Annotated in this window: 14 protein-coding genes; 6 read left to right on the forward strand and 8 right to left on the reverse strand. The window is 59.6% G+C overall.

Annotated elements, in window-relative coordinates; all coding sequences use genetic code 11:
• Nucleotides 1-15: 15 nt before the first annotated feature.
• The 6 genes from AB1A64_RS03455 to AB1A64_RS03480 form a co-directional block, all read right to left on the reverse strand.
• Nucleotides 16-3,081 (reverse strand): aminotransferase class III-fold pyridoxal phosphate-dependent enzyme, encoded by a 3,066-nt coding sequence (locus AB1A64_RS03455; protein WP_366550124.1) that lies wholly within the window; start codon nucleotides 3,079-3,081, stop codon nucleotides 16-18.
• A gap of 108 nt (nucleotides 3,082-3,189) precedes the next feature.
• Nucleotides 3,190-4,062 carry an NAD(P)-dependent oxidoreductase gene (locus AB1A64_RS03460; protein ID WP_366550125.1) on the reverse strand — a complete coding sequence of 291 codons (873 nt, stop codon included), beginning with the start codon at nucleotides 4,060-4,062 and terminating at the stop codon, nucleotides 3,190-3,192.
• A 95-nt stretch (nucleotides 4,063-4,157) separates the two neighbouring features.
• Nucleotides 4,158-4,547, reverse strand: coding sequence for a Cu(I)-responsive transcriptional regulator (gene cueR / locus AB1A64_RS03465; protein WP_366550126.1), 390 nt, complete (start codon nucleotides 4,545-4,547; stop codon nucleotides 4,158-4,160).
• Nucleotides 4,544-7,021: a heavy metal translocating P-type ATPase gene (locus AB1A64_RS03470; protein WP_366550127.1), complete on the reverse strand. Its 2,478-nt coding sequence runs from the start codon at nucleotides 7,019-7,021 to the stop codon at nucleotides 4,544-4,546. Before AB1A64_RS03470 ends, cueR begins: the two co-directional genes overlap by 4 nt.
• Before the next feature lie 314 nt (nucleotides 7,022-7,335).
• Nucleotides 7,336-7,956, reverse strand: a complete 621-nt coding sequence (locus AB1A64_RS03475; protein ID WP_366550128.1) for a pyridoxamine 5'-phosphate oxidase family protein — start codon at nucleotides 7,954-7,956, stop codon at nucleotides 7,336-7,338.
• Nucleotides 7,957-7,968: 12 nt separating this feature from the next.
• On the reverse strand, nucleotides 7,969-8,433 hold the full coding sequence (locus AB1A64_RS03480; RefSeq protein WP_366550129.1) for a nuclear transport factor 2 family protein: 465 nt from the start codon (nucleotides 8,431-8,433) through the stop codon (nucleotides 7,969-7,971).
• Nucleotides 8,434-8,690: 257 nt separating this feature from the next.
• Here AB1A64_RS03480 and AB1A64_RS03485 point away from each other — a divergent pair, with 257 nt between their 5' ends.
• Together AB1A64_RS03485 and AB1A64_RS03490 are read left to right on the forward strand one after the other, a co-directional pair.
• Nucleotides 8,691-9,254, forward strand: a complete 564-nt coding sequence (locus tag AB1A64_RS03485) for a TetR family transcriptional regulator (RefSeq protein ID WP_366550130.1) — start codon at nucleotides 8,691-8,693, stop codon at nucleotides 9,252-9,254.
• A gap of 108 nt (nucleotides 9,255-9,362) precedes the next feature.
• Nucleotides 9,363-10,520 carry an acyl-CoA dehydrogenase family protein gene (locus tag AB1A64_RS03490; protein WP_366550131.1) on the forward strand — a complete coding sequence of 386 codons (1,158 nt, stop codon included), beginning with the start codon at nucleotides 9,363-9,365 and terminating at the stop codon, nucleotides 10,518-10,520.
• A gap of 157 nt (nucleotides 10,521-10,677) precedes the next feature.
• Here AB1A64_RS03490 and AB1A64_RS03495 read toward each other — a convergent pair whose 3' ends face one another.
• Complete coding sequence (locus AB1A64_RS03495; RefSeq protein WP_366550132.1) at nucleotides 10,678-11,577, reverse strand: LysR substrate-binding domain-containing protein; 900 nt, start codon at nucleotides 11,575-11,577, stop codon at nucleotides 10,678-10,680.
• Between the two features lie 237 nt (nucleotides 11,578-11,814).
• On the opposite strand from AB1A64_RS03495, the gene AB1A64_RS03500 reads away from it, so the two are divergent.
• From AB1A64_RS03500 to AB1A64_RS03510, 3 genes are read left to right on the forward strand one after another with little or no spacing between them, the layout of a single operon-like run.
• Nucleotides 11,815-14,007: a thiamine pyrophosphate-dependent enzyme gene (locus tag AB1A64_RS03500; RefSeq protein ID WP_366550133.1), complete on the forward strand. Its 2,193-nt coding sequence runs from the start codon at nucleotides 11,815-11,817 to the stop codon at nucleotides 14,005-14,007.
• Nucleotides 14,004-15,038, forward strand: coding sequence for an ACP S-malonyltransferase (locus AB1A64_RS03505; protein ID WP_366550134.1), 1,035 nt, complete (start codon nucleotides 14,004-14,006; stop codon nucleotides 15,036-15,038). The genes AB1A64_RS03500 and AB1A64_RS03505 overlap by 4 nt, the downstream gene beginning before the upstream one ends.
• A gap of 39 nt (nucleotides 15,039-15,077) precedes the next feature.
• Nucleotides 15,078-16,349 (forward strand): FAD-binding oxidoreductase, encoded by a 1,272-nt coding sequence (locus AB1A64_RS03510; RefSeq protein WP_366550135.1) that lies wholly within the window; start codon nucleotides 15,078-15,080, stop codon nucleotides 16,347-16,349.
• A 19-nt stretch (nucleotides 16,350-16,368) separates the two neighbouring features.
• Here the strand turns inward: AB1A64_RS03510 and AB1A64_RS03515 are convergent, their stop codons facing one another.
• Entirely contained in the window at nucleotides 16,369-17,271 is a 903-nt protein-coding gene (locus tag AB1A64_RS03515) for a LysR family transcriptional regulator (protein WP_366550136.1), read from the reverse strand.
• A gap of 75 nt (nucleotides 17,272-17,346) precedes the next feature.
• On the opposite strand from AB1A64_RS03515, the gene AB1A64_RS03520 reads away from it, so the two are divergent.
• Nucleotides 17,347-20,559 (forward strand): reductive dehalogenase, encoded by a 3,213-nt coding sequence (locus tag AB1A64_RS03520; RefSeq protein ID WP_366550137.1) that lies wholly within the window; start codon nucleotides 17,347-17,349, stop codon nucleotides 20,557-20,559.
• The last annotated feature ends 20 nt before the right edge of the window (nucleotides 20,560-20,579 follow it).

Below are 20,579 nucleotides of genomic sequence, written 5' to 3' on the forward strand. Positions count from 1 at the left end.
GCCGGGGTTTATTTTTTAGCAGCACCCGCACCCAGCATGGTGATGCTCGTGATCGCAGGCCGGGGCAGGGGTGAAATCACCCACCTCGGTCAGAACATCCCGCAGCGCCCAGAGGATCATGTCGACGTCCTCGGCCTCGATCGTCAGCGGTGGGCGGATTTTCAGGATGTTGTCCTTGGGGCCTTCGCTGCCAATCAGAATACGATGATCGCGCATCCGGTTCTTGACGTATTTGCAGATATCGGTGCTCTCGGACCCATCCGGGTTGATCAGCTCAACCCCAAGAAACAGGCCCATTCCGCGTACATCGCCAACGCATCCGAAATCGGATTCAAGCTGACGCAGACCATCCATCAGGCGCGTGCCCATATCGCGGGCGTTGTTCTGCAGGCCCTCGTCATCGACGATGTCCAGCACCTCTTTGCCGATGCGGCACGACAGGGTCGAGCCGCCAAAGGTTGAAAAGAACTCGATCCCGTTGTCAAAGCTCTGGGCGACTTCCTTTGTCGTGACCAGCACACCCAGCGGATGGCCGTTACCGATGGGTTTGCCCATGACAACGATGTCCGGCAGCGCGCCCTGATGTTCAAAGCCGAAATAGTAGTCGCCCAGTCGCCCAAGTCCTGTTTGCACCTCATCCGCGATACAAACGCCGCCCGCTGCGCGGATTTTCTCATAAACCTCTGGCAGATAACCTTTGGGCGGAATGATCTGCCCCCCGACCGAGGGGAAAGTTTCGGCGATGAAACCTGCGATCCCGTGCCCCTTGTCTTGCAGAGCAGCGATTGCAGGGTCTACAAAATTCGCGAATTTTGTAGCGCGCTCCGGGTCGTCGCGCTTGAACGACCCGCGATAGTCGTCGGCCACCTCGACCAGCTCGACCCAATCTGCCTGACCGATGCCACCGGGTTTGTTGAACTTATAGGCCGAGATCGCAACAGCCGCGTTGGTGTTGCCGTGATAGCCATGATCCGGAGTAACGATGCCCTTTGCCCCGGTATGCGCACGCGCCAGACGCACCGCCAGCTCGTTCGCCTCGGTACCAGAGTTGACGAAGAAACAGACCTCGAATTGATCGGGCAGTTTTGACAGGATCTTATTGGCAAAGGCCGTCTGGGCGGGGTGCAGATAACGGGTGTTTGAATTCATCCGCTTCAGCTGATCCGCCGCCACCGCCTGAATTCGCGGATGCGCGTGGCCCACATGGGGCACGTTGTTGTAGGCGTCCAGATAGGGTCGCCCCCATTCGTCGAACAGGTGATGTTTCCAACCGCGCACCAGCATGACCGGATCATCATAGGTCAGGCTGAGGTTGCCGCCGAAATGATCGTGCCGCCCCTGCAGGATCGCTTGCTTGTCGGTGGGGCGATAGAACACCTTTTCGTCCGGCAAGTTTAGCAACGCTGCAGGGTTGGGGCAGACGGCATGCCACAGCTCCATCTCATCCGGATCACCAACACCGGGCCAGTCGGTCTGCATTCCATCTGTGGTCAGGGCCAGCTGGAAATGCACATGCGGGGCCCAGCCGCCGTTCTGGCTGGCGTCCCCCAGCCGGGCAAAGGCCGCACCCTGCGCCACCGGATCGCCGGGTTTCAGCCGGTCGCAAACCTCGGGGTCCAGATGACCATAAAGCGTATAGAATGGGTCACCTTCAGGCGTTTCATGATGCAGGATCACCACGCCGCCATAATCCAGATGGGCGTCGCGGTTCTCGACTGCCTCGACCCGACCGCTCATCGGTGCATGCAGTACGGTGCCTGCTGGCGCAAATACGTCCACCGCCAGATGCACGGTGCGCCGGTCCGAGGCTTTCCACGGCCCCTTGCGGAACCCAGGTTCGGCATAGATCAGGCGCGGTTCGTTGTAATAGCCCAGCCACAGGCCTTGGCCAAATTCCTCACCCACCCGCGCGGCTTCTTCCAGTGGCATGTGGAACGGGTTCTGCGGCCAGGTCGAGTTCTCAACCGACAGCGAGCCCATGGGCGCATCGCTCAGGTCCTGATCGAACATCAGGGCGAACTGGCCGCGATGCTCAGACAGATAGGCGTGGATGCGTTCGGCCCCGTCAGTGACGGGCAAACCGCAGGCCGTTCGTAGCCGCGCCGCCATCAGGTCACCGTTCACGCCTGCATTCTCAAGGAAGCGCCATGCGGGGGCCTGACTGATCGTCACATAAGGATCGTCCGGGTTCTCGATCGCCATGAGGGTCGAGTTTACTACGGACACCGCCAGCCGCATCCGCAGCAAAGGCCAGATCAAATCAATCTCATCGGGGCGCAGCCGATTAGCCGCGTGATAGCCCTGTACAAGAGCGGCAAGTGCGCGTTCCGGCTTAGGGTGATCCAGAACGATATAGGCCCCCGCAATCGCCAGATCACAGATACGCGGCGCAGCGCACATATCGCCCAGATCAATCAGGCCCGAGATACTCTGACGCTGACCCAGTTCGCCCTCAACCAGAATGTTGTAGTCGTTGACGTCATTATGGATGGCTTGTTTCGGCAGCTCCGCCAACGGACCCGAGATCGCCGCGAAGTGGTCACATATCTCGGACAACAAAACCCGACGAGCAGGATCAGTGATCGCATCCAGCCGATCGGCGATCCAACCGGCTTGCGTCAGGTCCCATTTGAAATCTGTGCGATGCAGCCCGTCATGGGTAAACCGCTCCAACGCTTTGTCGGTCGCACCCAGCGCGCGGCCCAATTTCAGGATCAACGCCTCGGATTTGGGCGCGGCCTTGGCGTAACATTGCCCCGGCAGGCATTCGAGCAACCAGGCCAGCCGCATCTGCGCTTGCTGATCGGCAATCTCTGGCAGCTGCACCCCGGTCAGGTCGGGATATACCTGAGGGAATGGCAGCCCCGGCGCCTCACCCGCGATATGGGCCAATGCCTTGACCTGCAGATCAACGAACTCTGCTTCGCATCCGGGGCGCATGACTTTCAGCACATAATCCTGACCATTGGTGGCCCGCACCATAAAGTTCAGATCATATTCGCCATCCAGCCGCGTCAGCTTGGCGTCCAGCCCCCAATGGGCGCGCAGGGCATCCGCCCAGAATACGGTCAAGTCGCTCATCCGATGCCTTGCTGTCTTGTCACCAGGATCCCCTTCATCTGGCTAAAAATATCTTCGGGGGGAATCGCGCCATAGCGCGATGGGGGGCAGACCGCCCGCCAAATGCCATCAGTCCAACGCGCGCAGCCGCTTGAACAGCGAAGACGTATCCCACCGTCCGCCACCCAGCTTTTGCACATCCTTGTAAAACTGATCCACCAACGCCGTTACCGGCAGAGACGCCCCGGTGTCGTCCGCCGTCTCAAGGCAAATCCCCAGATCCTTGCGCATCCAGTCAACCGCGAAACCATGCTCGAAATGATCGTCCAGCATGGTTTCAAAGCGGTTCGCCATCTGCCAGCTGCCCGCAGCGCCCTGGCTGATCACCTCGACGACAGAACGCCCGTCCAGACCGGCTTTCTCGGCAAAGTGCAACGCTTCGCTGAGACCCTGAACCAGACCGGCAATGGCGATCTGGTTGCACATCTTGGTCATCTGCCCTGCGCCGCTGTCGCCGATCCGACGGCAGATCTTGGAATAGACCTGCATGATCGGTTCAGCCGCGTCATAGGCGGCCTGATCACCACCGCACATGATCGACAAAACGCCATTCTCAGCCCCCGCCTGACCGCCCGAGATCGGTGCGTCCACAAATGCGATACCCTTGCCTTGGCCCGCCGCATAAAGCTCACGGGTCACCTTGGCGGAAACGGTGGTGTGATCGACGAAAGTTGTGCCGTCGGCCATTCCGTCAAAGGCACCATCTTCACCCGTGCAGACCACCCGCAGGTCATCATCGTTGCCGACGCAAGCCATGACGAAATCCGCGCCTTGGGCGGCCTCTTTCGGGGTGGTTGCCATCGCGCCACCGTGCTGGGCAACCCAGGCTTCGGCCTTTGCGGCAGTGCGATTGTATACGGTTACTTCGTGACCCGCCGCCTGCAGGTGACCGGCCATTGGATAGCCCATGACGCCCAAACCCAGAAACGCAACGTTTGCCATATTGTGATCCTCTCTGTTGTCCGGGCCATTTCATTTGGCGGGCCGGATTGCCAGGCAGAGACAAAGCAAAGCCGCGCGCAAAGAGCAACCCCGTGTCAGGGTTTGCCACCCAAATCCTGCAGGATCGGACAATCAGGCCGGTCATCTCCGGCACAGGCGTCGATCAGGTGGCCCAGCGTATCGCGCATCGCGTTAAGATCGGCGATCTTGGTTTCGATCTGCGCCAGATGCGTGCGGGCAACCTTTTTGACATCGGCACTGGCGCGGGTTTCATCCTCGTATAGAGCCATCAGCGTGCGGCAATCCTCAATCGTGAACCCCAGCGCGCGGGCGCGGCCCAGAAAGTTCAGCTTATGCACATCCTGTTCACGGAACCGGCGATAGCCGTTGTCGTCCCGCATAGGCTTGATCAGACCGATATCCTCGTAATACCGGATCGTCTTGGCGGGCAGGCCGGTCTGGGTTGCAACGTCTCCAATATTCATAGCGTCACCGTTTGGGATGTGTGGGCTTGAGATGTTTCGGGCAGCGCAGCACGGACACGGCGCAGGCGCAGCGCATTGGCGACCACGAAGACGCTGGACAACGCCATCGCCCCGGCTGCGAGGGCAGGGGATAGCAGATGCCCGCTGAACGGGAACAGCACCCCAGCGGCCACCGGGATCAGCAGGATGTTGTAACCAAAGGCCCAGCCAAGGTTCTGGCGGATGTTGCGCATGGTGCGGCGGCTGATCTCGACCGCATTGGCCACACCGCGCAGGTCACCGGACATCAACACCACATCTGCCGTTTCAATCGCCACGTCAGTGCCGGTTCCGATGGCCACGCCGATATCCGCCGCCGCCAACGCTGGTGCGTCGTTAATACCGTCGCCGACAAAAGCCAGCGTGCCGAATTGTTCACGCAGCGCAGTGATTGCGGCCAGTTTACCGTCCGGCAAAACCTCGGCCGTGACATGGTCGATGCCAAGCCTTCCGGCCAGCGCTTGTGCGGTGCGGGCATTGTCGCCGGTTACCATCGCCAGCGTCACGCCCATTGCGTGTAGTCTTTCCAACGCGTCCTGCGTGCCAGGCTTCACCGGGTCAGAGACCGCCAATAGCGCTGCCGCCTGACCGTCAATGGCGACGAAAAGGGGCGTGGCACCTTCGCTGGCGCGCAGACCAGCCTCGACAGTCAGTGTGCTTAAATCCACCCCGTTCTGCGCCATCAGCCGCGGCGACCCGATCAACAGATCGTGTCCTTCGACCGTCGCCTGAACGCCCAGCCCGGTTAGGGATTCAAACGCGGATATTGCGGGCAGATCGTCCGGGCCCGCGCGGGTGATTGCGGTGGCAATGGGGTGTTCTGACTGTGCCTCTACCGCTGCGGCCAATCGCAGAACGGTGTCGCGGTCAAAGCCGTTCGTGGTGGTGACGCTTTCCAGTTCGGGCCGCCCCAACGTCAGGGTTCCGGTCTTGTCCAGCGCGATGACCTTAGCCTGCTGCAATTGCTGCAGCGCATCGCCTTTGCGAAACAACACACCCAACTCTGCCGCGCGCCCGGTTCCTACCATGATCGAGGTCGGCGTCGCCAGCCCCATGGCGCAGGGACAGGCAATGATCAGGACCGAGACCCCGGTGACCAGTGCCATCGGCAGCGCAGGCGCGGGGCCAAAGATCAGCCAGACGACAATCGTCAGCAGTGCAACAGCGATAACCACCGGCACGAACCACACGGTGATGCGGTCGACCAGCCCTTGAATTGGCAGCTTGGCCCCTTGCGCCTGTTCGACCATCCGAATGACCTGCGCCAGAACCGTATCAGCCCCGACCCGCGTGGCGCGCAGACGCAGCGCGCCGGTTCCGTTGACCGTTCCGCCAACAACCTGATCGGTTGGGGATTTGCCCACAGGAACGGGCTCACCGGTGATCATGCTTTCATCCACGTAGGAGGTGCCCTCAAGCACATCTGCGTCCACAGGAACCCGCTCACCCGGGCGAATCTGCAAGATGTCCCCAACAGTAATGTCGGCGATCGGACGGTCAATGAAACGACCGTCCATTTCGACCCGCGCGGTTTTGGGCTGCAAGCCTACCAGTTTGCGGATTGCGGCCCCGGTGCGGCCCTTCGCGCGGGCTTCCATCACGCGACCCAGCAAGATCAAAACCACGATGACCGAGGCGGCCTCAAAATACACGTTTGCGCTGCCCTGCGGCAAGATTTGCGGCGCAAAGGTGGCCGTGGCCGAGAACAAGTACGCCGCACCCGTGCCCAAAGCTACAAGCGCATTCATATCCGGCGATCCGCGCAGCAGCGAGGGGATGCCCTTTGCGTAGAAAACCCGCCCGGGGCCCAGCAAAATCACTGAGGTCAGCGCGAATTGGATCAGATGGCTGGTTTGCGTGCCGACGGTGCCATGTACCCAGTGATGGAAGGCCGGGATCATATGCCCGCCCATCTCTAACACGAACACGGGCAGGGCCAGGATGGCGGCAAACATGGTGGCGCGGGTCAGCGCATGGGCTTCTTCGGCTTTGCCCTGGTCCACCTGGGGATTGGCAGTGTCTGCCACACGCGCCGGATACCCGGCCTCTTCGCAGCGTTTCGCCAGCATCTGCGGATCGGTCACGCCGTCGACAAAGGTGATTTGCGCGCTTTCCGTGGCCATGTTGACCTGAGCGTCGACCACTGCCGGATCAGCTTTCAGCGCGCGCTCGATTTTAGAGACGCACGAGGCACAGCTCATACCGGCGATCTTCAGAGTCGTTTGCCGGGTCGCAGCGGGATATCCGGCATGCGACAGTGCGTTGATCAAACCGCTGACCTGACCGTCATAGGTAACCTGCGCGGTTTCCGTCGCAAAATTGACCGATGCGTCAGACACACCCTGCACTTCCCGCAAGGCGCTTTCCACCCGACCGACGCAAGAGGCACATTCCATGCCAGAGATTTTCAACTGAGTTGTTTGTGGCGCAGCCATCCGACTCATCCTATAGTCACTTTTACCCTCCAAATGAGGGTTCCAGTCACGGGAAGGTCAAGGGGCCATGTCAGATTTCCGAAGAATTCCGCAGCGCAGATCAATTGTTCGATAGCTGATCAAGCAAAAGGGAATCGTGCGAAAAGGGAAGAGGGGAACGCACGGATTCAGGCGAGGCAAAAAACGCCAACGCAAGGCCCATAGCCAGCAACAGTGCCCCAATCAGGCCGAGATGAACAACATTCAAGGCAAAGCGTAGCATGGTTGTGGACCCTATTATCTGATTTAGTTTGCGAATTTTGGGTGCAACGGGGTCAGGACCGTTGCGCTAGTTGCTGTCTTAGTTTTTCGTTCTCGGCCTGTAACTGAGCCAGTTGCTGGCCCAGCGCGTTAAGATGCGGGCGCAACTCGGCTTCGGTAAAGCGGGGTGTGATGTTGCTGGGGCAGTTCCAGTCCAGCGCCTCGACCCGAATTAGGACGGCGCGTTCGGCGGGGGCTTTTGCACCTTCGGGATAAAGGTCGGCGGCGGCGGCCGCGCCTTCGGCAAACTCCACCCGACCCAAAACCTTGAGACGCCTTTGGTTGGCATAATCCATCAGGATCAGGGCGGTGCGGTCGTTTCCATCCAGGTTCCCGCGCGAAATATACTGTTTATTCCCAGTGAAATCGGCATATCCGATGGTCTGGGGGCCCAGAACCTTCAGAAACCCAATCGGTCCGCCGCGATATTGAACGTAAGGCCAACCGGTTTCGGAAACAGTGGACTGATAGAACCCGTCGCGCGCTTCGATAAAGGCCTTTTCGACCGGTCCGATCTGATGGCCTTGCTGCTGACCGCCGTCAACAAACTTGGCGTAAGTCTTGGCTGAGCCGATCCTTTCCTGATGCGCACGGACGGCAGGAGTAAATGTCAGCTCGGAAAAGGCGCGTGGCATGTTTTTACCCTTTTACAAACCCAGGTCAGATAGCCCGGCGTGATCATCGGGACGGGGCCCATGTGGCCAATGAAACAGGCGGTCATCCTCGGAAATTGGTAAGTCGTTTAGTGAGGTGTAGCGTTTGGCCATCCGCCCATCTTCTGCAAATTCCCAGTTCTCGTTGCCATAGGACCGAAACCACTGCCCGCTGTCATCCCGCCATTCGTATGCATAGCGCACTGCGATACGGTTGCCGGAAAAGGCCCACAGTTCCTTGATCAAACGATAGTCCAGTTCCTTGCCCCATTTTCGGGTCAAAAAGGCGTGGATTTCGGCGTGACCGTTCAGGAACTCTGCCCTGTTCCGCCATTGGCTGTCATCAGTATAGGCCGGAGTGACCACATCCGGGTCGCGGCTGTTCCAAGCGTTTTCCGCCATTCGGACTTTCTGTTTGGCGGTTTCCAATGTGAACGGGGGCAGCGGGGGTCGGCTCATTGCGTGGTCTTTCATGTCAATAGGGCTGCAAGCATTGCCAAGGTCAAAAAAACAGGGACGTACTGGGGTGGGAAAAGACTGGCATGGTGTCTCATCTGAGCGCTCCAAGGTTTACTGATCGGTACATCTTATTGGCAATGTGTACCGATCTGTAAACTTTTGCAAGTCTTATTTCGAAGTTTCACCACTGCGCACTCTGCGGTTGCCGTAGGGGCTGTGCAGCATTATGTACTGATCTGTACACGAGGAGGTGACACATGCGCCCAAACAAACGCGATGAACTGGTCCGCAAGTCTTTGCAGGTCTTTTATCGTGACGGATTTCACGCCACCGGAATGGACAAGCTGGTGGTGGAAACGGGTGTTTCAAAAACCTCGATGTACAAACACTTTCGCACCAAGGAAGAGCTGATTCTGGCTGCCTTACAGTTGCGGGATGAGAACTTCCGAAAAGACTTCTTTTCTCGAATTGAGGAGCTTGCAGATACCCCCGCCGGTCAATTGCTTGCCAGTTTTGACGCGCTGGGCGAGTGGTTCGATGAGAAAGAATACCGCGGCTGCATGTTCATCAAAGCGGGGGCGGAGTATCAGGAAATTGATCACCCAATCCACAAGCAAGCCGCTGAGCACAAGCGCATTTTGTTGGATCATTTTATCGATCTGGCACGGAAGGCTGGTGCCCAGGACCCGGAACATCTGGCCTGCCAGATCGTTCTGTTGCAGGAAGGCGCGATTGTGACGGCTGTGTTCCTGAAGTCCTGTGACCCGGCAGGGGATGCCAAGGCAGCTGCTCGGGTCCTGCTGGACACGGAGCTGGCCTGAACGGGCTTAATTTGTCAAAAGAACGTTGCGTTGCAAAGCGTTGGATGGATTGGATTGCGATGTCGCCAAAGTTACCTTGATGAAAGGAAGATTTGGGGAGGACACCGCATGCCGCTATTTACTACGACCGCCGGTTGGGTAACCGAAGAACACCGGATGTTTGCTGAAATGGCAGATCGGTTCATGGACGATGAATTGGCGCCAAACGTGGACCGCTGGATCGAAGACGGTGTCGTGGATCGCGACCTGTGGCGAAAGGCAGGGGAAGTGGGTCTGATGGCAGGCGCGATCCCCGAAGTTCATGGCGGTGTGGGTGGCGGCATAGGCTTTGACGCGGTTACGATGTACGCGCAGTCCTCGCACGGGGATTCCGGGTGGGGGTATGCGATCCAATCTATCGTTATCCACTATATCAGCGCCTATGGCAGCGAGGATCAAAAGCAAAACTGGCTACCGAAACTGGCGTCGGGCGAGATGGTCGGTGCGCTTGCCATGACCGAGCCCGGAACCGGGTCGGATGTGCAAGCCATTCGCACGACTGCCGACAAGGATGGGAATTCTTACCGTTTGAACGGATCCAAGATATTCATCACCAACGGGCAATCGGCAGACCTGATCCTTGTGGCGTGCAAGACGGACAAGGCGCTGGGCTCAAAAGGTGTTTCACTGATTGGGGTCGAGACCGAGGGCGCAGAGGGCTTTCGCAAGGGGCGTAACCTCAAGAAGCTGGGGATGAAGGCCAACGACACGGCCGAGCTGTTCTTTGAAGACGTTAAGGTGCCCATGACAAACCTTCTGGGCGCGGAAGAGGGGCAGGGGTTCTACCAAATGATGAACCAATTGCCCTGGGAACGTCTGACGATTGGCATTGGGGCGCTGGGCGCAATAGATTTCGCCATCGCCGAAACGGTGAAGTACACGCAAGAGCGCAAGGCATTTGGTCAGCGGGTGATGGATTTCCAGAACACCCGCTTCAAGCTGGCCGAGTGCAAGACCAAGGCCGAGGTTTTGCGCAGCTTCGTCAATGATTGCATTGCGCGGCTTGAAGCCGGCACGCTGGATGCGGCGACGGCTTCGATGGTGAAATACTGGGGGTCGGAAGTCCAAAACGAAATCATGCACGAATGCTTGCAGCTGTTTGGTGGGTATGGGTTCATGATGGAATACCCGATTGCCCGCCTTTACGCGGACGCCCGTGTTCAGATGATCTATGGCGGCACCAATGAAATCATGAAGGAACTCATTGCCCGATCCCTGGATACCTAGCCGGACCGGGTACTCCCGCCCGTCGTCAATGTTTCTGACGAAACTTCTCCTCCCGTTGGGCCAGGCAGGCGCGGGCATAGCCCGCGCCTGCCTGGCCCCCCCGCCTTCCGCTGGACGCAAGGCCGAAGGCCGCGCAGAGCCGCATTGCACCTCTGGCTTACGTGTTGGGGGTCTGATCAATCTGGCCTTGCAGCCATGATCGGAATGATCTGAGTGGTTCGGATTCCGCCCGCGATTGTGGCCAGACCAGATAGAAATTCCCAAGGCTAACGCCCGGACCGTGCCACGCTAGGACAAGCCGCCCCGCTGCCAGATCAGCCTCGACCAGATAGCTTGGGAGCAATGCCACGCCCAACCCATGGATAGTGGCCTGTCCCATGGTCGAGAATTGATCGAATAGCATTCCCTGTATCCCGGAAACCGCGCGGCCTTGTGCGGTGAACCATTTTTCCCAGGCTTCGGGGCGCGTTTCCAAATGCAACAGGGGCGCTTTGATCAGCCACTCGATATCATCGCTGTTATCGGGCAACATATCAGGTGCGCAAACGGGCACCACGTCTTCACGCATGATGGGCAGGTAATTCACACCGGCCCAGTCGCGTTGACCAAAGTGGATCGCAGCGTCGAATTGTTCCGTATCGAAATCAAATGGCCGCAGCCGCGTATTCAGATTTACAGTGACTTCTGGATGGCGGCGGGCGAAGTCCTGCAGGCGCGGCGCCAGCCAGTGCATGCCAAATGCAGGCAGGATCGACAGGTTAAGCGAACCGCCGGTCGGATTGGCCTTGAGCTTCAGCGACGCCTGCGCCAGCTGGTTCAGCGCCGTGCGGGCGACTTGCACGTATTCCTTTGCCGCAGGCGTCAGATGCAACCGCATCTGGCTGCGTTGGATCAGGGCGACGCCAAGTTGTTCCTCCATCGTCTTGAGCTGACGGCTGATCGCGCTTTGGGTCAGCGACAGCTCTTCGGCGGCGGCAGAGGCGCTGCCAAGGCGGTCAACGGCTTCGAGCGCCAGCAAAGAGGGGATTGAGGGCAAAAAGCGGCGCGGGGCGATCATATGACAAATCCTCATACCTTTCGAAAGGAATATCACTGGCTTTTGCCGCGCGCCAGCCCGATACAAATGCAGGTATTTCTTCAGGGTATGCGCCTGTAAGCCTGTGCATCGGATCGGAGGTTTAGTTCCGGGGTGCTTGCGGCTTTCTTTTGCCTCTGCCCTCGAAAGCCTGCAAGAAAGGGGGGTGCTGCTGCGGCAACACTCCGGATTAAGTCACTCAGGATCAGGGAAAAGGCCATGGATCGCGCTCAGATCGTTCACGAGAATTTCCTGACCCGAGTCTCACAGCGCGATTTACCCGACGGGGCCGCCCCCAGACCGGGTCTGAGCAATACAGACGCAGTTTCGTTGTTTCGGTCGCAAGTCCTCAGCCGGGCGCTGGATCGCACCAGCCGTGCGATGCAAAAGGCGGGGCAGGGGTTCTATACGATTGGCTCTTCGGGGCATGAGGGGATGGCGGCCGTCGCCCATGCGCTGCGTCCGACTGACATTGCCTTTCTGCACTACCGCGATGCAGCGTTTCAGATTGCTCGGGCCGAGCAGGTGCCGGGCCAGCAGATCGCCTGGGACATGCTGCTTAGCTTTGCCTGTTCAAAAGACGACCCGATTTCGGGCGGGCGGCACAAGGTGCTGGGATCCAAGGCGCTGACGATCCCGCCGCAGACCTCGACCATTGCCAGCCATCTGCCCAAAGCGGTGGGCGCGGCCTATAGCCTGGGCGCGGCGCGGCGGCATGACCCGGAACACCGCGAATTGCCCTTGGACGGGATTGCCGTTTGTTCTTTTGGGGATGCCTCGGCCAATCACTCCACCGCGCAAGGGGCGTTTAACACGGCTGGTTGGACCAGTGTACAGTCGACGCCATTGCCGCTGTTGTTCGTGTGCGAGGATAACGGGATTGGAATCTCGGTGAAGACGCCGAAGGGCTGGATTCAATCGTCGATGGAGCATCGACCGGGCGTCAAGTATTTTCAGGCCAATGGGTTAGACATCTTTGAGACCTACGCCGTGTCGAAGGCAGCCGCTGATTATGTGCGCATGCGCCGTAAACCCGCCTTTTTGCACCTGAAAACCGTACGCCTGTACGGTCACGCCGGGGCGGATGTGCCGACCACCTACCTGCCGAAAACCGAGGTTGAAGCTGATGAGGCCAATGATCCCCTGCTGCATACTGTGCGTTTGTTGGATCAAGCGGGCGCGTTGCCGCCGGATCAGGCGTTGAAGATTTACAATGACACCTGCGCCCGCACAGATCGCGTCGCCGCCGAGGCTGCCACTCGACCGCACCTGTCCGACGCCGCCGAGGTAATGGCCAGCCTGATCCCGCCGAAACGTTCTTGCAAACCCACCAACGGTCCGGGCGCCGAGGCGCGCGCCAAGGCCTTTGGAGGGGATCTGCGGGCGATGAGTGATCCTCAGCCCATGAGCCGTCTGATCAACTGGGCGCTGACGGATCTGATGCTGGAACATGGTGAAATCGTCTGCATGGGCGAAGACGTGGGCCGCAAGGGGGGCGTCTATGGTGTGACGCAGAAATTGCAACAGCGGTTTGGCCCGGATCGGGTGATCGACACGTTGTTGGATGAACAATCCATTCTGGGGTTAGCCATCGGCATGGGGCACAACGGTTTTGTTCCGATCCCCGAGATTCAGTTCCTGGCCTATCTGCACAATGCCGAGGATCAGATTAGGGGCGAGGCCGCGACCCTGCCGTTCTTCTCGAACGGGCAGTTTACGAACCCGATGGTGCTGCGAATTGCGGGGCTGGGGTATCAGAAAGGGTTCGGTGGGCATTTCCACAACGACAATTCCCTGGCAGTGCTGCGCGACATTCCGGGCATAATCATTGCCTGCCCGTCCTCGGGCGCGGATGCGGCACAAATGCTGCGCGAATGCGTGCGGCTGGCGCGGGAAGAGCAGCGGGTGGTGGTGTTTCTGGAGCCCATCGCGCTCTATCCGATGCGCGATTTGCACGGGGCGCAGGACGGGGGATGGATGACCACTTATCCATCGCCGGATCAACGTATCGCGCTGGGTGAGGTTGGCGTGTATGGGGATGGCACCGATCTGGCCATCGTGACCTATGGCAACGGGCATTATCTGTCGCAACAGGCGGTCCCGGAATTGGAGGCCGCCGGGATAAAGACGCGCATCATCGACATGCGCTGGCTAGCGCCTTTGCCAGTCGAGGCCCTGCGCGAGGCCACCAAACCCTGCGCACATGTTCTGGTCGTGGATGAATGCCGCCGCACAGGCAGCCAGTCCGAGGCGCTGATGGCGTTCTTCACCGAAGAAAGCTCCGCAGCGCCAACCGCACGCGTTGTGGCCGAGGATTGCTTTATCGCAACCGGTCCGGCCTATGCCGCCCCGCTGCCATCCAAGGACGGTATCGTTGCCGCCGCGCTGAAACTGACCGGAGGCCGCCAATGACCCGCACAGCCGTCGTCATCTGCCCCGGTCGGGGCACCTATAACAAGCCCGAGCTGGGCTATCTGCATCGCTGTCACGCGCAGCGGATGGACCTTTTCCACAGTTTCGACGCCATCCGTGCCGAGACGGGACAGGACGCCGTGACCGCCTTGGATGGTGCAGTCCGCTACACGATGTCCAAGTATTCACGGGGGGATGTGGCTTCGCCCTTGATCTACGCAGCCTCGTTGGCCGATGCGCAGGCTTTGGCCGATGATATCGAGGTTGTCGCGGTCACCGGCAATTCGATGGGCTGGTATATTGCCCTGGGCGCTGGTGGTGCGCTGTCGCCGCAGAATGGGTTTCGTGTGGTGAACACGATGGGCACGCTGATGCAGGAACAGCTTATCGGCGGGCAGCTTGTCTATCCCTACACGGGCGACGATTGGCGGGACGCTCCGGCGCGCAAGGCCGAATTGCTGGCGGATGTGGCGCGGATCAACGCAACCGACGGGTGCGATCTGGCGCTGTCCATCGATCTGGGCGGGATGTTGGTGCTGGCCGGGAACGAAGCGGGGTTGAAGGCGTTCGAAGCTTCTCAGCCCGTTGTTCAGGAACGCTTTCCGATGCGGCTGGCGAACCACGCGGCGTTTCATACATCCTTGCAGGCGCCGGTTGCTGCGGAAGGGTGTGCGCGACTGGCACCGGATCTGTTTGCGCAGCCCGATCTCCCGCTGATCGATGGGCGCGGCAAAATCTGGTGGCCTGGCGCGACCGATACGCAGGCACTGTGGGATTATACCCTGGGCCATCAGGTGACCGAGACCTATGACTTTACCCGCGCCATTCAGACAGCCGCGCGTGAGTTCGCCCCGGACCTGTTCATTGTAACAGGCCCGGGCGCGACACTGGGGGGTGCCGTGGCGCAGTCGCTGGTTCTGGCCGATTGGAAGGGTATGTCGGACAAGGCGGCGTTTCAGGCGCAACAACAGGCTGATCCTTTTCTGATCGCCATGGGTCGTGATGATCAAAGGGCACTTGCAACCGGCTGAGTCCGCCGCAATGATCCGCGCAAAATTCTGGAGCCCAGCGTGAGTGACCGCGACCAATCCCTGTGGTTGAAAACCTGCCGCGAACATTTGGAAGACCACCCCCTAAACGGTGATCTAACGGTTGATCTGGCCGTGATCGGCGGTGGCTATACCGGCTGTTCCGCGGCATTGACGGCAGCGCAGGCCGGGGCGTCGGTCTGCCTGCTTGAGGCACAAGGCATTGGCCACGGTGGTTCAGGCCGTAACGTTGGTTTGGCGAATGCCGGACTGTGGTTGCCGCCCGAGGATATCCGCGCGCATCTGGGCAGGCAGGCCGGGGATCGGTTGATCGATCTATTGGCCGCAGCACCCGCGGATGTGTTTGACCTGATCGAACGGCATGGCATCGACTGTGATCCTGTGCGCAATGGGACGTTGCACTGCGCGCATTCTGCCTCGGGCCTGCAGGATTTGCAAAGGCGTCACGCACAGCTGACCGCCACCAGCGCCCCAGTTGAATTGTTATCGGCTGATCAAGCAACACGTAGGACCGGCAGCGCGGCGTTCCATGGCGCGCTGTTTGATCCGCGCGCGGGAACGATTCAGCCATTGGGCTATGTGCGGGGTCTGGCCCGTGCCGCTGCCGAGGCCGGGGCGCGGATTGTCACCCAATGCTCGGTGCAGTCGATGCAGTACGACAACGGTCAATGGGTGCTGAAAACCCCACATGGCTTGGTGCGGGCGAAATTGGTAATCCAGGCCACCAATGCCTATCATCAGGGTCTGCAAGCTACGGCCCCGGACTATGTGCCGGTCTATTATTTCCAGTTCTTCACCGCGCCGTTGTCGGACAATCTGCGGGCCAGCATTCTGCCGGGCGGGGAGGGGTGCTGGGACACCGGGTTAGTCATGACTTCATTCCGTATGGATGCCGAAGGGCGGCTGATTATTGGGGGCATGGGCGATCTGGGTCAGGCAGGCCGTACGGTTCACGCGGCTTGGTGCAGGCGCAAGCTGGCCGAGCTGTTTCCACAACTTTCCGGTCAGTCGTTGACCGAAGGATGGCATGGGCGCATCGCCATGACCTCGGACCACATCCCCAAGATCACGCAGATCGGTCCCAATGCCCTTTCAGCACACGGATATTCTGGACGGGGCATCGGTCCGGGTACGGTTTTTGGCCGCTTGATGGTAGAAAGCCTGCTGCAGGACGACCCTGACCTTCTGCCTGTCCCCGCGGTGCCTGAATACCGCGAAAGCTGGACGGGCCTGCGCCGTGCTTATTTCGAAACTGGCGCGACGTTGATGCATCTGATCAAGGCACGGTTCTGATCCCGGACCGCCCCGATGATCAATTCTGCAACGCTGTGGCGATGGCCTCGATCCGTGCGCGCAACCAGCGATGGGCCGGGTCGTTCGCCGAACGTTGATGCCAGACCATGTAGATTGAGACCGGCGCGCACTCGAACGGCAATGGCGCGCAGTCCAGTGCCGCCAACGGCCCGTGTTTCATCAGCACAGTGTCGGTTGAAATCAGGTCGCTGCCTTTCACAAAGGACGGAATCGCGTGGAAATGCGGCAGGGTGACGGTTGGTGGCCGGATTTGGCTTTGATCCACGCCACGCATCACAGCGCGGGAACTGCGCCCGTCGGTAAATCGCACCTCGATATGCTCAGACTGGCAATAGGCCTGCCAACTGTCTGGCGGATTGCGCTGATCGGCATCGTAGAAAACCATCAGCGGGCTGATCAGTACACGTTTTTGAAAAATATCCGGCCCATCGGGCGGCAGCGGGGTCAGCATCAACTGACACCGGTCGGTGCGCAGCAGGTCGGGGTCGGGGACGCCGGACGGGATGAAACCCAGCCGCAAGCGAACGCCTTCGGTTCGAAGCGCGCGCAGCAACGGCGGAAAGATCAGGTCGCGCGGCATGTCGTTGGTGGCGATCTGGATGCTGATCTCATCGGCCAGCGGATCAAACGGGCGCTCGTCAGTCAGCGACCGCATGCCGTCCAGCACCTGTTGTACCGGTTCTTTCAGCGACAAGGCGCGCTCGGTCGGGGTCAGGCCCTGACCCGAGCGCACGAACAACGGATCGCCTAGAACCTGCCGCAGCTTGGCCAGCGTGTGGCTGATTGCCGATTGCGTCACCCCCAACCGGTCGGCGGCCTTTGAGACCGAGCTTTCCTCGAGGATCGTCAGAAAGGTGCGCAGGACCTTGCCGTCCAGGTCGATGAAATCAGTTTTGCTCATATCATCTATGACTATTCATGAATGGATTTGCTGTCTACCGCGCATTAGGTGACACTCAGCAACAGGAGGCGCGCAATGGGAATCCGCTTTTTCTCGGATAAGAACAGACCGGTCCATATGGGCCGGTTTCCGCTGGAGCGGTTGGAGCGGCAGACCAAGATGTCGGACCTGTCCGTGGTGCCCCCGATGCCAAAGCTGAGTTTTCGCCGACCGGACCAGCCCGAAAGCATCGTCAACGCGATGGGTGAGTTTCAGGCGATGATGGACGCCATCCGCGATGGGTTCGTGAATCCGGTGAGATCAGAGATTCCGGCGGACCCGTCCGAGCGCGCCAATCACCTTAAGGCATTTGGCTATTTCAATGATGCCTCGATGATGGGCTGCGGCCCGTTGCCGTCTGAGGCGCTGTTGCCAGAGCCAAGTCGCAACCCCGATATCGACCGGCTGGCCAATGCGCTGAAGACGCGGCAGACCAAGACGCTGGCCTCGGGGATCGACCTGATCATGGCCGACCTGAAGGAAAGCATGGAGACCGCGCCCAAACCGATGGACACGCATCGTCATGCCATCGTCTTTCTGTATGAACACAACCGTGACCCAGACCCTGCCGAGCCGGGGGCCGAGTGGATCATAGACGCGCAGGATCACCGCGCCTGTCTGCTGGCCACCGAGAACGCGGTGGTGATCGCCAATTACATCCGCTTGCTGGGTTATGACGCACGGGCGCACACCGCGATGTCGTCCGAGGTTTATTTGGGGCGGGTGGCAGTGGCGGCGGGTCTAGCCACGGTTGAGGGCGACGACATAGTGGCCCCGTGGCTGGGCAGACGGTTCGGTTTGGCCGCTGTGACGACCGAAATGGAGATCACGCATGACCAGCCTCTGTTGCCCATGGCGCAACAGCCGTGGTTTCACACACAGGGTCCGGCCTGGTGGTTGGGTGCAGGGTTTGCCAAGAACGCCTTGAACCGCGATGTATACGCCAAACGGCGCTATGTGGACGGCGCACATCCATTCGAAAAACTCAAACGCGTTGAAAGCCCAACAACTTACATCGACGAAGAAAACGTCGCCCGCGTCCCAAAGCGTGCTGACATGTTCGCCCGTGCGCTGTTTGGCGATATGGGCAAGCCGCTGCAGGATGCGGCAAAGGGCGGGCATTATGTTCGAAAGTCTGCCCCCAGCTTTGCGCAGCGCCGGGCGCTTGGGGCCTTTGTGCTGTTACAGGATGGTGAAAGCGCTGAGGTACCGCAGCCCACCGATGCAGCGCGCAACACCGCGAATATCAAGGCAGCAAGCTATTTTTTAAGTGCCGATGCCGTCGGCCTTAGCCGGTGCCCTGAATGGAGCTGGTATTCCCACGACGCTGCTGGTGAGGAAATCAACCCCCCGCATGATCAGGCGATCAGTATGATCATCGACCAGGGGCGTGAAACCATGGAAGGGTCCAGTGGTGACGACTGGATCGCAGTCAGTCAGTCCATGCGGGCTTACTTGCGGTTTTCCCTTCTTGGCGGCGTGATCGCGCAGCAAATCCGTAACCTCGGATACAAGGCCAAAGCGCATACCGTCATGGACGGCGAAGTGCTGCAACCGCCGCTGTTGCTGTTGTCTGGGCTGGGCGAAGTTAGCCGGATTGGAGAGGTGATCCTGAACCCTTATCTGGGTCCGCGCCTGAAATCCGGTGTGGTGACAACGGATATGCCTGTCAGCCACGACAAGCCCATTGATTTCGGCCTGCAGAGATTTTGTGAGGCATGCAAAAAATGCGCGCGGGAATGTCCTTCGGGGGCGATCACGGCCGGGCCGAAGCTGATGTTCAACGGCTATGAAATCTGGAAATCCGACAGCCAGAAATGTGCAACGTACCGGATCGGCACGTCCGGTGGGGCCATGTGTGGACGGTGCATGAAAACCTGCCCGTGGAACCTTGAGGGTATTTTCCAGGAGCGCCCCTTTCGCTGGGCCGCGATCAACCTGCCGAAAGCAGCGCCTGTATTGGCAAAACTGGATGATGCGGTCGGAAATGGCGGTTTGAACGACACCAAGAAATGGTGGTGGGATATCGAATTGCAGGCTGACGGCGCCTATCGCCCCACCGTTCACCCGCTGAACCGCCGTGGTCTGCAAACAGATCTGGACCTGAAATACGAAGATCAGACTTTGGCGGTATACCCCGCCTATCTGGCGCCGCACCCCTGGCCTTATCCTTTTGCCATGGACCGTGAGGCCGGAATTGCCGCCTATCGGGCCATGGTCACGGCCGAGGAATACAAGACCCGTAAGGCAGCCGGGGATATGTCGGTGATTCACCGCTATACCATCGCGGGCGACGCACCGGTGATGCGCGTTGCCTTAAGTAAGGTCGATAAGATGACCGCGGATGTGACCAAATACGAATTCTCAGCCCTCGATGGCGCACCCTTGCCCGACTGGACCGCGGGTGCGCATCTGGACGTTCTGGTCGCGCCGGAATTCCTGCGACAGTATTCAATGTCGGGCGACCCGTCTGATCCGTCTGTCTATCAGATCGGCGTGCTGCGCGAGGATGAAGGGCGCGGCGGCTCCGCCCTGTTGCACCGCATTTTCAACGAAGGGCGCAAAGTCTTCATTTCGAAACCCATCAACCATTTCGAACTGGATGAGACGGCCACCAAGACCTTCCTGATGGGTGGCGGGATCGGTGTTACCCCCATGATCGCCTTTGCCCATCGCCTGCACGCGCTGGGCAAGCCGTTCGCGCTGCATTATTCCGCCAGCACCCGCGCCAGTGCGGGGTTTCTGGACGAGTTGGCCGCGATGCCCTGGGCAGAACACGTGCACTTTCATTTCACGGACGAAGGCACGCGCGCCGATCTGGACGCGATTCTGTCGGGCTATCACCCGGGTTGGCACGTTTACACCTGTGGGCCGGACCGCTATATGGACGGTGTGATACAAGCCGCCGAAGCGCAGGGTTTTCCCGAAGACGCGCGGCATCTGGAATATTTCTCGGTCCCTGAACAGCCTGAATATGAAAACCATCCGTTCACCTTACGGCTGGCAAAATCGGGCCGGGAATTGATCGTACCTGTAGAAAAGGACGCCGCACAGGTGTTGACCGAGGCGGGAATTCACGTGGACGTCAAATGCTCGGACGGGATTTGCGGGGTCTGCAAATGCGGTGTGATTTCGGGTGACATTGAACACCGCGATTTCGTTCTGTCGAACCAGCAGCGCGCGGATGCGATGATCCTTTGCCAAAGTCGCGCGGCGCAGCCAGACGGTGTGATTGAGATCGACCTCTGACCTCAGGTCTGGAAACGACA

The sequence above is a fragment of the Ruegeria sp. ANG10 genome (assembly GCF_040705255.1).
In the GTDB taxonomy this organism is placed as follows: domain Bacteria; phylum Pseudomonadota; class Alphaproteobacteria; order Rhodobacterales; family Rhodobacteraceae; genus Ruegeria.